Consider the following 14555-nt stretch of genomic DNA (forward strand, 5'->3'; position numbering starts at 1 on the left):
CGGCCCCCGCCCGCTCAGGCCACCACCCGCAGCAGCACCACCGACCGGGCCGGAACCGTCATCGGTCGGCCGCCCCGGTGCCGCGCCCCCGGCGCCGCCGCCTGCTCCTCCCGCGAGGTGTCCAGCACCACCTCGTACTCCTCCGCCCACGGCGCCCCCGGCAGCGACCACGCCACCGGCCGGTCCCCGGCGTGCAGCAGCGCGAGGAAGCTGTCGTCGGTGATCTGGCGCCCCCGCTCGTCCCGCCCCGGGATGTCCCGCCCCGACAGGTACAGACCCAGTGCGGCGGCGGGCGCGTACCAGTCCCGCTCGGTCATCTCCGCGCCGCCCGGGGTGAACCACGCCAAGTCCCGCAGCCCGTCCGTGCCCTCGGCCCGTCCCGAGAAGAACGCCCGCCGCCGCAGCACCGGATGCTCCTGACGCAGCCGCACCAGCCGGGCGGTCAGCGCGAACAGCTCCCGCCAGACCGGATCCTCCAGCAGCGACCAGTCCACCCACCCCGTCTCGTTGTCCTGGCAGTACGCGTTGTTGTTGCCGCCCTGGGTCCGGCCGAACTCGTCGCCCGCCACCAGCATCGGCACCCCCGTCGACAGCAGCAGCGTGGTCAGGAGGTTGCGCAGCTGGCGCCGCCGCAGCGCCGCGACCCGCGGATCCGTGCCCTCGGGCGGATCCCCCTCCACCCCGCCGTTCCACGACCGGTTGTCGTTCGTACCGTCCCGGCCGGCCTCGCCGTTCGCCTCGTTGTGCTTGCGCTCGTAGGACACCAGGTCGCGCAGGGTGAAACCGTCGTGCGCGGTCACGAAGTTCACCGAGGCGTACGGGCGCCGCCCGCCCCACGCGTACAGGTCGCTGGACCCCGACAGCCGGTACCCCAAATCCCGTACGTCGGGCAGCGCGCCGCGCCAGAAGTCCCGGACCGCGTCCCGGTAGCGGTCGTTCCACTCGGTCCACAACGGGGGGAACGCGCCCACCTGGTAGCCCCCCGAGCCCACGTCCCACGGCTCCGCGATCAGCTTCACCCGCCGCAGCACCGGATCCTGGGCGATCACCGCCAGGAACGGGGAGAGCATGTCCACGTCGTGCATCGAGCGGGCCAGCGCCGCCGCCAAGTCGAAGCGGAAGCCGTCCACCCCCATCTCGGTCACCCAGTAGCGCAGCGAATCGGTGATCAGCCGCAGCACGTGCGGGCGCCCCGCGTGCAGGGTGTTCCCGCAGCCGGTGTAGTCGGAGTAGCGCCGCTGGTCGTTCTGCAGCCGGTAGTAGCCGCGGTTGTCGATCCCGCGCAGGGACAGCGTGGGACCCAGCTCGCCCGCCTCCGCCGTGTGGTTGTAGACCACGTCGAGGATCACCTCGATCCCCGCCGCGTGCAGGGCCCGGACCATCCGCTTGAACTCGCCGACCTGCTGCCCGGTGGTGCCCGAGGCGGAGTACCCGGCGTGCGGGGCGAAGTAGCCGACCGAGTTGTAGCCCCAGTAGTTGCGCAGGCCCCGGCGCAGCAGGTGGTCCTCGTGCGCGAACTGGTGCACCGGCAAGAGCTCCACCGCCGTCACCCCCAGCGCGGTCAGGTGCTCGATCGCCGCCGGATGCGCCAGCCCCGCGTAGGTGCCGCGCAGTTCCTCGGGGATCCCCGGGTGGCGCATGGTGAACCCGCGCACGTGCAGCTCGTAGATGACCGAGTCCGCCCACGGCGTCTTGGGCCGCACGTCGTCGGCCCAGTCGTCGTCGTCGTGGACGACCACCCCCTTCGGCACGAAGGGCGCCGAGTCCCGGTCGTCGCGCACGGTGTCCGCGATGTACTGCTGCGGCCAGTCCCGGACGTGCCCGTACACCTCGGGCGGCAGGGTGAAGTCGCCGTCCACGGCCCGGGCGTACGGATCCAGCAGCAGCTTCGCCGGGTTGTAGCGGGCCCCCGTCCAGGGGTCCCAGCGCCCGTGCACCCGGAACCCGTACCGCTGCCCCGGGCGCACGCCCGGCACGAAACCGTGCCAGATCTCGTGCGTCAGCTCCGTCAGCGTGCACCGGGTCTCGGCGCCGCCCTCGTCGAACAGGCACAGCTCCACCGACTCCGCGCCCTGCGCCCAGAGCGCGAAGTTGGTGCCCGCGGGTCCGGCGCCGATGGTCCGGCCGGTCCGGTAGCGGGCCCCCAAGGGGTGCGAGGAGCCGGGCCACACCATCGGCGCCGGGCGGGTGGGCGCCCGTACCGGAGCCGCGGCGGGCTCCCTGACCTGCGTGTCCGCCCGGCCGTTCACCGGTCCTGCGGACCGGCCTCCGGACCCGACGTCGATCGTGCGCTGGGCGTGCGGAACGGATTCCACCGCCTCGTCCTCGGCTGCGCTCGTCACTGCACGCCTCCACGGCTCCTGGGTACCTGCGGGGGAGGGAAGGGGGCTCCGGCGTCCCTGCCGCAGCCCGTCCCCGTCCGGTCCTTCCCACTGTTCTGCCCGGAACCTGGGCCACACTCACGTTTCCCCTGGACGGCACGGTCGTTGGACGCACCGTGAGACTTGTGAAGAGGCGGGCACGGGCGGGCTTGGCCGCCATGGCGGCATGGGCGGCCCTGACGGGCGCAGCGGTCGGATGCACTGCGGGAGGGGGCTCTCCGGTGGAGATCCAGCTGCCCGGGAAGGCCCGGTCGCCCCAAGAAGCCATCCGGGTGACCCCGGAGGACAACGCCAAGGGAGTACCGGCCGAGGGGCCGCTGACCGTGCACGTGCCCGAGGGCCGTCTGGAGCGGGTCGTGGTCACCAAGGTGGAGGACGCGCAGGAGGAACAGGTACCGGGCTCCATCGACCCCGACGGCCTCAGCTGGCGCCCCGACGCGGCCGCCGGGCGGCTCGCGCTCGCCGCCAAGTACACGGTGGACGCGGTCGCCGTCGACGGCCACAACCGGCGCCAGGCCCGGCACACCAGCTTCACCACCTACGTCCCCGAGGAGCGGTTCATCGGCTACTTCAAACCCGAGAACCGCTCCACCGTCGGCATCGGGATGATCGTCTCCTTCAACTTCAACCGGCCCATCAAGAACCGCGCCGAAGTCGAACGGGCCATCAGCATCACCTCCGACCCGCCGGTGGAGGTCACCGGCCACTGGTTCGGCGACGAGCGGATCGACTTCCGGCCCAAGGAGTACTGGAAGCCCGCCACCGAGGTCACCGTCGACATGAAGCTCCGCGACATCGAGGGCGCCCCCGGCTCGTACGGGGTGCAGAGCAAGACCGTCCGCTTCACCGTCGGCCGCAGGCAGATCTCCACCGTGGACGCGGCCGCCCACACCATGGAGGTCCGCCGGGACGGAGCGCTGCTCTCCACGGTCCCGATCAGCGCCGGGGCACCCAAGAACACCACCTACAACGGCAAGATGGTGGTCAGCGAGATGTTCGACGTCACCCGGATGAACGGCCAGACCGTCGGCTTCGGCGGCGAGTACGACATCCCCGACGTCCCGCACGCCATGCGGCTCACCGCCTCCGGGACCTTCCTGCACGGGAACTACTGGGCCAGCCCCGACACCTTCGGCGCCACCAACACCAGCCACGGCTGCATCGGCCTGCGCGACAACAAGGGCGGCGGCTCGGACACCCCGGCGGGCTGGTTCTTCGACCGCACCCTCGTCGGGGACGTGGTCGAGATCGTGAACTCCCAGGACAAGACCGTCGCCGCCGACAACGGCCTCGGCGGCTGGAACCTCTCCTGGCCGGACTGGATCGCGGGCTCGTCGCTCGGATGAGCACGCCGATGACGGCCCGATCGAGTGATTGTCGGACCGTAATGCCGTAGCGCGGAGTGTCGGTCCGTCCGGCGCGCCGCAGCCTTCGCCCAGCCTGACCGTGCCGACAGCGCAGGCAGCGGCAGGCAACGGACGGAGCGTCATGTCAGCACGGAACTGGACCCTCGGGCTCGCGATCGGAGCCGTACTGGCCTCCGGGGCGCCCGTCGCCCTGGCGGCGGGCCCCGGAGGCGGGCCCGGGGGCACGGCCGGACGGACCGCCGCGCGGGCCGCCGCACCGCTGCCCGGCGGCCTCGGTCCCTGCGTCGGCGCCCTGTGCCCCAACCCGTTCCCGCAGATCGGCACCGGCGCCCCGGTCGGCCGCGACGAGGCCGTCAGCATCTTCGTCGGCGGTGACTTCGACGTCCGCGAGCGGGCGGCTGAGGCCGAGGGCAAGGTCGTCGTCATCGGCAGCTTCGACCAGGACAAGTCCGCCGCCGCCGGACAGGCGTACAACATCGGCGTCGTCGGCGCGGGCTCCCTGGTCCCGCCGCCGAACGGCTCCGACTTCCTCACCACCGGCAAGAACGTGAACATCGCCGCGGGCGAGCGGCTGATCTCGGACGGCGGCGTGGTCCGCCACGCGGGCACCGCCCCGGGCGCCGGGCGGGTCACCGGCCCACTGGCGAAGGACGCGGGCGCGGTCGCCCCGTACACGGAACTGCGCGACCAGCTCGACTTCGCCAGCAAGTGCTACGCCTCCAACGAGGCGGGCGGGGAACGCACCCCGACGGGCACGGCGCGCAACGTCGCCGGGACGGTCCTCTTCACCGGCGACAACACCTCGAAGCTCCAGGTCTTCAACGTCGACTTCGACCTGGTCAATGGCACCAACCGCGGAGCGGTCGGACTGCGCTTCGCGAACATCCCGGCGGACGCCACCGTGCTGGTCAACATGCTCGGCACCAGCCGCACCATCAACACCTTCAGCGGCAACATCGTCGACGGCACCGACAGCTTCAACGCCCTGCGCACCCGGCTGCTGTGGAACTTCCCGGACGCCACGACCGTGGACCTGAGGGGCAGCGGCCAGTTCCAGGGCAGCGTCCTGGTCGGCACGCGGACCTCGCGGACCACCGTCACCCTCCCGGGCATGAACGGCCGGTTCTTCACCACCGGCAGCCTCACCCACACCAGCCTCGAGGGTCTCGGCGGCGGTCAGGAATTCCACTCCTACCCCTTCAACGGCGACCTGCCGGGCTGCGGCACCCCGGTGGTCACCGGCAAGGTGTCCGTCCTCAAGCAGGACGCGGAGGGCAAGGCGCTCGCCGGGGCGAAGTTCGAGCTGTGGGAGGAGACCAACGGGACGAACGGCCTCCAGAGCGCGGGACCCGGCGCCGACACCAAGGTCACCGGCTCGGACTGCACCACGACCACCACCGGCCCGTGCGAGCAGACCGTCGGCGTCGGCACCTTCTACTGGCGCGAGACCGCCGCCCCCCACGGCTACGAGCTGCCCGCGAACCCGGTCGGCAAGGTCGTGCTGACCAAGGAGAACGCCACCGCGGGCGTCCGCGTGACGGCCGTGAACACCAGGACCCCGGTACCGCCCGCCACCGCCAAGGTGGTGCTGTGGAAGACCGACAAGTCCACCGGCGTCGCGCTGCCCGGCGCCCGCTTCGAGCTGTGGAAGGAGACCAACGGCAGGCCCCGGCTCCAGACCGCGGCCTCCGGCGGCACGGCCGCGGACACCAAGCTCCCCGGTGACTGCGTGACCGACGCCCAGGGCAGCTGCACCGTCGAGCTGCCGATCGGCGCGTCGTACTACTGGCGCGAGACCGGCACCCCCGAGGGGTACGAGCGTCCCGCCCAGCCCGTCACCGAGTTCGAGCTGGACGAGGACGACGTCGCGCAAGGCGTCGTCCTCAACGTCCCGAACCAGAAGAAGCCCGGGTTCGAGGGCGCGATCAAGGTCCTGAAACTGGACGCGAAGACCAACCGGCCGCTGCGCGGCGCGGTGTTCGAGGTCTGGAAGGAGACCAACAACACCAAGGGCCTCCAGCGGCGGGGCATCAACGCCGACGAGAAGGTCAAGGACGGCTGCGCCACCGACCGCCAGGGCGTCTGCACCTTCACCCCCCTCTCCGAGGGCTACTACTACCTGGTGGAGACGGCCGTCCCCGAGGGCTACAAGCTCCCGCTCGACGGGGTGACCGGACCGCTGCACCTGGACGAGCGCACCCCCGGCAAGCTGTACGTGCAGCGCCTGACCAACGAGCGCGACGACCAGGGCAAGGGCAAGGGCGGCCGGGAGCCGAGGAGCCCGCGCGGCTGAGCCCTCCGACCGGCTCGGCCCTCCGACCGGCTCGGCCCTCCGGCCGGATGAGCACGGCGCGGGTGCGCCGGTGGGGTGACCCCGTCACCGCATCGGCGCACCCGCGCGCGCCGTATCCCGGCGGCCCGGCTTAGCTGACAGCGGCGGCCCGGCAGGCGGGCCACCGCTCTCAGGAGGCGGCCATGGCGACAGGCGCGATACGCGGGGCGGTGGTGGTGGCGGTGGTGGCGGCCGCGGTACTGGCCCCGGCGGCCCGGGTCCCCGCCCCGGCCGAGGCGGCCCCGGCCCCCTGCACCGCCCGTACCGGCCCCTACCAGCGCGAGCTGGAGGAGTACCTGCACCGACCGGTCGACGGGGTCCAGTCGCCCGCCGACTGCGCCGCCATCCGCACCTTCCAGCAGGCCCAGGGCCTGCGGCGGTCCGACGGCTACCCGGACCTCGCGACCTACCGCACGATGGTCGCCGTACAGGCCCGCCCCAACCCCAACGCGGCCGGTCGCTGCCCGGTCCGCCCGCACCGGGTCACCTGCGTGGACATGGACCGCCAGCTGCTGTGGGTGCAGCGCGACCGGGAGGTCGTCTTCGCGCCCGTACCGATCCGCACCGGCCGCGACACCGAGGAGACCCGCCCCGGCTGGCACGAGGTCTACTGGCGCAGCGAGGACCACCACTCCACCCTCTACGAGAACTCGCCCATGCCGTACGCCCAGTTCTTCGACGAGGGCCAGGCCATCCACGGCCACGTGGGGGACCTCTACGACTACAGCGGGTCCGCCGGGTGCGTGAACCTCGCCGTGCCCGACGCGGCCCGCCTGTGGGACCTGCTCACCGAAGGGGACGCCGTGTACGTCTGGGGCGTGAAGCCCGGCACGGACGACTGACTCACCCCAGCTCACAGCCTCTTGGAACGGAACGGTGACACTTCCGTTCCCGTTCGTGATCCCCCCGTGTGATTACCTTTTCGACAGCGCGCGACTGCCCGTGCGCGGGGGACATGGGGAGAACAAGAGTGAACCTGCAGCCCATTGGCGGCCGCTTCCGCACCGGCCTGCCGGCCCTGCTGCTCGGAGCGGCCCTGCTGCTCACGACGGGGTGCGGTGCTTCGGGTGACAACGGCGGAGGCGGCGGCAGCGGCGGGGCCGACGGCAAGGGCGGCGCCGCGAGCGGCAGGACGACCGGCACCGAGGCCTCTCAGGCGATGGTCACCGTCAAGCCGGACGACGGCTCCAAGGAGGTCGCGACGAGCGGCGTCCTGAAGATAACCAGCACGGGCGGCAAGCTCACCACGGTGACGGTCGCCGACACCAAGGGCAACGCGGTCGAGGGGAAGCTGGCCGCCGACGGCGCCAGCTGGGAGCCCGCGCGCAACCTCGGGTCGGCCACCGAGTACAAGGTGCACGCCGTCGCCAAGGACGGCTCCGGACACGAGTCCGCGAAGGACACCACCTTCACGACGCTCACCCCGACGAACACCTTCGTCGGCCACTACGTGCCCGAGGACGGCGAGACCGTCGGCGTGGGCATGCCGGTGTCGATCAACTTCAGCCGCGGGATCACCAACCCCGAGGCCGTTGAGAAGGCCATCACCGTGACGGCCGTGCCGCCCGTACCCGTCGAGGGCCACTGGTTCGGCAACGACCGCCTCGACTTCCGCCCGGAGAAGTACTGGGCCGCGGGCACCAAGGTCACCGTCAAGCTCGCCCTGGACGGCGTCGAGGGCCGCCCGGGCGTCTACGGCAAGCAGACCCGTACGGTCTCCTTCACCGTCGGCCGCTCCCAGGTGACCACGGTCGACGCGAGCGCGCACCAGATGCAGGTGGTCCGCGACGGCCAGGTACTCAAGGACGTCCCCATCACGGCGGGCGGTCCCTCGACCACCACGTACAACGGTCAGATGGTCATCAGCGAGAAGTACAAGGTGACCCGGATGAACGGCGCCACCGTCGGCTTCGGCGGCGAGTACGACATATCCGACGTCCCGCACGCGATGCGGCTGTCGCAGTCCGGCACCTTCGTGCACGGCAACTACTGGGCCTCCTCGGACACCTTCGGCTCCGAGAACGTCAGCCACGGCTGCGTGGGTCTGCGGGACGCGCGCGGCGCCGGTGACGACGACATGCCCGCCGCCTGGTTCTTCAACGAGTCACTGATCGGCGACGTGGTGGTCGTGAAGAACTCCAAGGACAAGCAGATCGCCCCGGACAACGGCCTCAACGGCTGGAACTTGGACTGGGCGGAGTGGATCAAGTAGCCCTCCCGCGTACGTGAACCAGGTGGCCCGGTGCTGTGACCCACAGCACCGGGCCACCTGCCGTTAACCACCGCTAACCTTCCCCGTATGACCATCTCTCTGGAAGTCTCGGCAGGCGTCGGCATCATCCGCCTGGACCGTCCGCCCATGAACGCCCTGGACATCGCCGCCCAGGACCGCCTGCGCGAGCTGGCGATCGAGGCGACGGACCGGTCCGACGTGCGGGCGGTCGTCCTCTACGGCGGCGAGAAGGTCTTCGCCGCGGGCGCCGACATCAAGGAGATGCAGGTGATGGACCACGCTGCGATGGTCGCCCGGTCCCGCGCCCTGCAGGACTCCTTCACCGCCGTGGCCCGGATCCCCAAGCCCGTGGTCGCGGCCGTCACCGGCTACGCGCTGGGCGGTGGCTGCGAGCTGGCGCTCTGCGCGGACTACCGGATCGCCGCGGACAACGCCAAGCTCGGCCAGCCCGAGATCATGCTCGGGCTGATCCCGGGCGCGGGCGGCACCCAGCGGCTGTCCCGGCTGATCGGGCCGTCCAAGGCCAAGGACCTGATCTTCACCGGCCGGATGGTCAAGGCCGAAGAGGCCCTGACGCTCGGCCTGGTGGACCGGGTGGTACCGGCCGCCGAGGTGTACGACCAGGCGTACGCGTGGGCCGCCACGCTCGCCCAGGGGCCGGCGCTCGCGCTGCGGGCCGCCAAGGAGTGCGTGGACGCGGGGCTGGAGGCGGACATCGACACCGGGCTGACCATCGAACGCAACTGGTTCGCGGGGCTGTTCGCGACGGAGGACCGGGAGCGCGGAATGCGCAGCTTCGTCGAAGAGGGGCCGGGCAAGGCGAAGTTCCTCTGAGTCCGCAGGGCGCGCGGAAGGCTGTGGGGGCCGCGGAAGGCCGTGTCCTCCCTGCGGGTGGATTAGCCAGGCCTTAAGGGAACCTTAAGGCGCGAGGGAGATCCACTCTGGGTGATGATCTCTCACCGCTAAGTCACCGCAGCTCAGCATGGGTACAGCGAGCTTCCGATTGCCCTCGGCATATGACAAGACGCCCCCCGGAATGAAGTGTTCCGAGGGGGCGTTTTCGCGCGGAACCGCACCGGGGGGCGCCTTCGCCCTCCATGATGGATCCATGGCGGGCCTGGAGGGTGTGGAACAGCCGCGGCGGCGCGACAGCGTCTCCGCCGTACGACTGACGGCGGCTCTTGAGGATGAACAGGGCCTGAAGGTAATGGAGTTGTACGGCAGCCCGGCCGACGGGGAGGTGACCCTGCCGTCGCTCCCGGAGTCCGCGGGCGTCGCCCGCCGCCTCACCCAGTGCGTGGCCCTGCGGCTCTGGGGGCTGTCCCCGCAGATAGCGGAGCACGCCGTACTGCTCGTCTCCGAGCTGGTCGGCAACGCGGTCCGGCACACCGGCGCCCGTTCCTTCGGGCTCCGGATGCTGCGGCGGCGCGGCTGGATCCGGATCGAGGTCCGCGACCCCTCGCGCGGGCTCCCCTGTCTGATGCCGGTGCACGAGATGGACACCACGGGCCGCGGGCTGTTCCTGGTCGACAAGCTCTCCGACCGCTGGGGCGCCGACCTTTTACCGCGCGGCAAGACGACCTGGTTCGAGATGCGGGTCTCGGACCGCTAGGCCGGACCCGCCCGACAACGCAGAAGCCCCCTGTCGCCGTAGTGGGGCGCTTCGGGGGCTTCATGGGTGGGCCGAGGATCGAAGGGGGTGTGATCCTCGGCCGCTGACTTCGCTCGGGTCAAAGGGGAAGTCGTGGTTCCGACTATGGCAGACGGCGGCCTGAACATCAAAAGTCCCGATTGGGACATAAGTATTCAAATCATAAGAGTTTCTAGCTAAATCTTAGGTGAGATGGGCCACTCGCCTCGTAATCAGTGCATAGGTATCGACCAATGCGCGTAAATCGTTGACCGCATAGGGGGTAGACCCGGAGGTGGGTCACTTCGGGTGAACGTCCCTAATTGGGTCAATCGTTATCTTCAGCGCCAACCACCCCTTAAATGGGCAGGTGCTCTGTTATCCAGACCGTCGTACGGCCCTGCGCGCCGGAGCGGCGGCCGCCGCTGGGGCCCTCACCGCCGCCTGCGGGACGGGCCGTCACGCGGCCCCGCCCGCGACCTCGCCCCCCGCCACCCGCCCGGCCGCCGCTCCCGCCGCGGCCCCCTCCCCGCGCCGCTTCCCCGGGCAGCCCGTGGAGATCGCCCACGGGGCCCGGGACAGCCCCAAGGTGGCGCTCACCTTCCACGGCAACGGGGACCCCGCCATCGCCCGCGCGGTGCTCGCCGAGGCGGAGCGGGCGGGCGCGCGGGTGACCGTACTCGCCATCGGCACCTGGCTCGACGCCCACCCGGAACTGGCCCGCCGGATCCTGGACGGAGGCCACGAACTCGGCAACCACACCCAGCGCCACCTCGCCATCAACGACCTGCCCGAAGCGGAGGCACAGGCCGAGATCACCGGCTGCGCCACCCGACTCAAGCGGCTCACCGGATCCATCGGCACCTGGTTCCGGCCCTCCCAGACCCAGTACGCGACCCCGCTGGTGCGCACCCTGGCCCAGCGCGCGGGCTACCCGCACGTCCTCTCGTACGACGTGGACTCCCTCGACTTCACCTCACCCGGCGCCGCGGCCGTCATCCGCAACGTCACCGGGCCGATCCTCGGCGGATCGGTGGTGAGCCTGCACTTCGGCTACGCGGACACGGTCGCCGCGCTGCCGCCCCTCCTCGAAGACCTCGCGCGCCGCACGCTGCGCGCGGTGACCACCACGGAGCTGCTGACCCCATGAAGACCAACCGCCTTCCCCGGAAGGCCACCGTGCTGCTCGCCGCCCTGGTCCTCGCCGCCCTGGCGGGCTGCGGAGCGGCCGACAAGGGCACGCCCGAGGCGCTCGGCTCCGGCGGGCCCGCCCGGCCCGTGAAGGCCGTACCCGCCGTCCCGCCGGGACTGGCCGGGATGCCGCCCCTGCTCGCCGCCGACGACGTGTACGCGGCCGACCGGCCGAACCAGCTCTCGCCCGTGGTCAAGGACTTCCCGTCCCGCGTCTACGTGCCGAACACCAGCTCCAACACGGTGTCCGTCATCGACCCGGCGACGTACAAGGTCATCGAGACCATCCCGGTCGGCGCCCAGCCCCAGCACGTCGTCCCCTCCTGGGACATGAAGACCCTGTGGGTGAACAACAACCGCGGCCACTCGCTCACCCCGATCAACCCCGCCACGGGCAAGGCGGGCGAGCCCGTCGAGGTGCACGACCCGTACAACCTGTACTTCACCCCGAACGGCAAGTACGCCGTGGTCATGGCCTCGATGGACAAGGAACTGGTGTTCCGTGATCCGCACACCATGGACCGCGTCAAAACCGTCCCGGTGACCTGTTTCGGCGTCAATCACGCGGACTTCTCCGCGGACGGCCGCTACTTCATCGTCTCCTGCGAGTTCTCCGGCGAACTCCTCAAGGTCGACACCGAGAAGATGGAGGTCGTCGGACAGCAGAAACTGCCTTTCGAGGGCGCGATGCCGCAGGACGTGAAGGTCTCCCCGGACGGCAAGACCTTCTACGTCGCGGACATGATGGCGCACGGCGTGTGGGTGCTCAGCGGCGACGCGTTCGACACCCCCAAGCTGCTGCCCACCGGAAAGGGGTGCCACGGTCTGTACGTGAGCCGTGACTCCAAGGAGATGTACATCTCCAACCGCGGCGAGGGCAGCATCTCGGTCTTCAACTTCAAGGAGAACCGCCTCACCAAGAAGTGGGACCTGCCCGACGGGGGCAGCCCCGACATGGGCGGCGTCTCCGCCGACGGCAAGGTCTTGTGGCTCTCGGGCCGCTACAACTCCGAGGTCTACGCGATCGACACGGCCAGCGGCAAGGAGCTCGCCCGGATCCCCGTCGGCAGCGGCCCGCACGGCCTCGCCGTCTACCCGCAGCCCGGCCGCTACTCGCTCGGCCACACCGGCATCTTCCGCTAGTGCCGTGACCGGGAAGGTGTACCGGGTCGGCCACAGCTAGGGCCGTGACCGGGAAGGCGCACCGCCGCCCGCACGGCACATGACGGTGCCCCGGAGGTCCGCCGACCTCCGGGGCACCGTACGTACGCGGCGGACTACCAGGCGACCGGGAGCCGCTCCGGAAGCCGCTTGATGAACCCCGTGCGCCACACCAGGTTCTGCGCGGGCACCGCGAGCCGAAGCTCCGGCAGCCGCTCGACCAGGACGGCCAGCGCGATCTCGGCGTGCGCGCGGCCCAGCGCCGACGCGGGGCAGAAGTGCCGCCCCGCGCCGAAGGCCAGGTTCGCGTTCGCGCTCTCGCGCTCCAGGTTCAGCCGGTCCGGGTCCTCGAAGGCCTCCGGGTCGAAGTTCGCGCCCTCAAGGAGTACGAGGACCAGCTCGCCCTCCTTGACCAGCACGTCCCCGACCTGGACATCGGCCATCGCGAGCCGCGGCAGCCCGTCACCCACGGACAGGTTCCAGCGCAGCAGCTCGTCCACCGCCCCGCCCATGCGCTCGGGGTGGGCGCGCAGGTACCCGATCAGCTCGGGCCGCTGGAGCAGCGCGAGGATCGCGAGCACCAGGAAGGCCGAGGTGGAGACCGCGCCCGCGCCGAAGAGCGAGACGGCGACGGTGGCGAACATGTCGTCGGTCAGGTGCGCCGACTCGGGGTCGGCCTCCTTCAGCTCCGCGAACTTCCCGAGGAGCCCCGTACGCTCCTCGGGGGGCAGCGCCAGCTGCGCCCGCAGCGCGTCGGAGAAGTACCCGACGTCCTTGTACCAGTTGAGGGCCGAGTCGGCGAAGGGCTCGCGCGTGGTCATGAACGCGACGTCCAGCCCCGACATCAGCCGCCGCCAGTCCTCGAAGGGGACGCCCAGCACCTGGCAGTGCAGGGCGGCCGAGAAGGGGTCGGCGAACCCCGCCCGGAGGTCCGCCGGGCCGCCCTCGGCGACGAGCTGGTCGATCAGTTCCCCGGCCCGGGCGGCCAGCCAGTCCTGGAGCCCCTTCTGGCGCGGGTTGAGCGCCTTCATCACGGCGTTGCGCAGCCCGGCGCTGTTGATGTTGCCCATGTTGTTGACGACCTCGGGCGGGATCGTCAGCGCGTACTGCCGGGGGACTCCGGCGTTCGCGGTGTCCTTGAGGCTGAAGCGCTCGTCCTCCAGCACCTGCTTGGCCAGCGCGTAGCTGCTCACCAGCCAGGCGGGATCGCCCGTGAGCGTGCGGACCTTGGCGACCGGCGCCTTCTCGCGCAGCCAGGTGCACTCCTCGGGGAGCACGTCGCCGCGGCGGGAGAGGGGGAAGTCGAGAAGGGGCTCCGTGCCCTCAAGCTGCTCGACGCTCATCGACGGTCCTTTCGCATGGTGCTGTGTGCGGGGAGTGCGGGGAGTGCGGGGTGGTCGTGCCCGGAGTGCTCGGCGCGCTCTGGGCGGTGTGCGTGCCGGCCTCGGGCCGTACGACGGCGTACGCCTGGTTGCGGGTCGCGCGCAGGCCCCCGCCGCGTGCGTAGAGGACGTCGGTCAGCGGCATCTTGACGTGGTAGGCCGCGACGGAGGACGGCACTCCGAGAATGCTCGGGGTGTCGACGAAGAACGGCAGCTCCGCGGCCATGTACGCAAAGCAGACCTGCAATTGCTCATCGGTGATGGATTCTCCTTCGGCGAGCTTCGACCCGACGAAGTGGAGTGCCATGTCCTCGCACCCCTTGCGGAATTCGTCATCGGTGTCCAAGAAATGCAGCACGCGTCGGTGCAGTAGTTCGTAGACCGGGTTGCCCTGGAATTCGGAGAGTGCTCTCACCCGGATCTCGGCGTCGTGCGGACCTGATTCCGCGACGCCTTTCAGGATCCGCCGCCGGACCGCTTTGATCTCCTTCGCGGCACGCTTCCCGGCGTGCTCCCGGGTGTAGCCGAACGCGGCGAACATCGCGTCCACGTGGAGGTCTGCGTACACGAAGTCGACCTGCGCGAAGCGGGTCGTGGCCCACTGGGAGAGGCTGGAGACGCGTTCGGCGGTGAAGTAGCTGTTACCAGGACTTACGCCGATCAACACATGGTCGCCATCTTCCCAGATGTGGCGGCAAGTGCGGGTGAAGGGCAGAACTTCGAATGATGCGTCAACTGTGATCGTCACCTGTGTGATCGCCCTTGTTGCCGCTTGTCCCTGGGAGCCCTGCGCTCCTGGTGTGGCGGCAATGTCGGTACGTTATGCGCTGATCCCGGAGCGTGACAAGTGGGGGCTTGATTTGTTGGCCGGAATTATT

The 14555-nt window shown here is 70.7% G+C and carries 11 protein-coding genes; 8 read left to right on the forward strand and 3 right to left on the reverse strand.

Features of this window, described 5'->3' with window-relative positions; genetic code table 11:
• Positions 1-14: 14 nt before the first annotated feature.
• Positions 15-2342 (reverse strand): glycogen debranching protein GlgX, encoded by a 2328-nt coding sequence (gene glgX, locus QMF80_RS01060; RefSeq protein WP_502962728.1) that lies wholly within the window; start codon positions 2340-2342, stop codon positions 15-17.
• A gap of 197 nt (positions 2343-2539) precedes the next feature.
• Here glgX and QMF80_RS01065 point away from each other — a divergent pair, with 197 nt between their 5' ends.
• The 8 genes from QMF80_RS01065 (at position 2540) to QMF80_RS01100 (ending at position 12277) form a co-directional block, all read left to right on the forward strand.
• Positions 2540-3727, forward strand: a complete 1188-nt coding sequence (locus tag QMF80_RS01065; protein ID WP_502962735.1) for a L,D-transpeptidase — start codon at positions 2540-2542, stop codon at positions 3725-3727.
• Positions 3728-3869: 142 nt separating this feature from the next.
• On the forward strand, positions 3870-6041 hold the full coding sequence (locus QMF80_RS01070) for a choice-of-anchor A family protein (RefSeq protein WP_283448678.1): 2172 nt from the start codon (positions 3870-3872) through the stop codon (positions 6039-6041).
• A 182-nt stretch (positions 6042-6223) separates the two neighbouring features.
• Positions 6224-6922 carry a L,D-transpeptidase family protein gene (locus QMF80_RS01075; RefSeq protein ID WP_283448679.1) on the forward strand — a complete coding sequence of 233 codons (699 nt, stop codon included), beginning with the start codon at positions 6224-6226 and terminating at the stop codon, positions 6920-6922.
• 128 nt (positions 6923-7050) lie between these two features.
• Positions 7051-8292 carry a L,D-transpeptidase gene (locus QMF80_RS01080; protein WP_502962729.1) on the forward strand — a complete coding sequence of 414 codons (1242 nt, stop codon included), beginning with the start codon at positions 7051-7053 and terminating at the stop codon, positions 8290-8292.
• Positions 8293-8379: 87 nt separating this feature from the next.
• Positions 8380-9147, forward strand: coding sequence for an enoyl-CoA hydratase/isomerase family protein (locus QMF80_RS01085; protein WP_283448682.1), 768 nt, complete (start codon positions 8380-8382; stop codon positions 9145-9147).
• A 274-nt stretch (positions 9148-9421) separates the two neighbouring features.
• Positions 9422-9925, forward strand: a complete 504-nt coding sequence (locus QMF80_RS01090) for an ATP-binding protein (protein WP_283448683.1) — start codon at positions 9422-9424, stop codon at positions 9923-9925.
• A gap of 388 nt (positions 9926-10313) precedes the next feature.
• Positions 10314-11093, forward strand: a complete 780-nt coding sequence (locus QMF80_RS01095; protein ID WP_283448684.1) for a polysaccharide deacetylase family protein — start codon at positions 10314-10316, stop codon at positions 11091-11093.
• Positions 11090-12277 carry a YncE family protein gene (locus tag QMF80_RS01100; RefSeq protein ID WP_283448686.1) on the forward strand — a complete coding sequence of 396 codons (1188 nt, stop codon included), beginning with the start codon at positions 11090-11092 and terminating at the stop codon, positions 12275-12277. The genes QMF80_RS01095 and QMF80_RS01100 overlap by 4 nt, the downstream gene beginning before the upstream one ends.
• Before the next feature lie 134 nt (positions 12278-12411).
• Here QMF80_RS01100 and QMF80_RS01105 read toward each other — a convergent pair whose 3' ends face one another.
• Complete coding sequence (locus QMF80_RS01105) at positions 12412-13638, reverse strand: cytochrome P450 (RefSeq protein ID WP_283448687.1); 1227 nt, start codon at positions 13636-13638, stop codon at positions 12412-12414.
• Positions 13619-14425: a tRNA-dependent cyclodipeptide synthase gene (locus QMF80_RS01110; protein WP_283448688.1), complete on the reverse strand. Its 807-nt coding sequence runs from the start codon at positions 14423-14425 to the stop codon at positions 13619-13621. Before QMF80_RS01110 ends, QMF80_RS01105 begins: the two co-directional genes overlap by 20 nt.
• Between the last annotated feature and the right edge of the window lie 130 nt (positions 14426-14555).

Source organism: Streptomyces sp. G-G2, from assembly GCF_030063135.1.
In the GTDB taxonomy this organism is placed as follows: Bacteria; Actinomycetota; Actinomycetes; order Streptomycetales; family Streptomycetaceae; genus Streptomyces.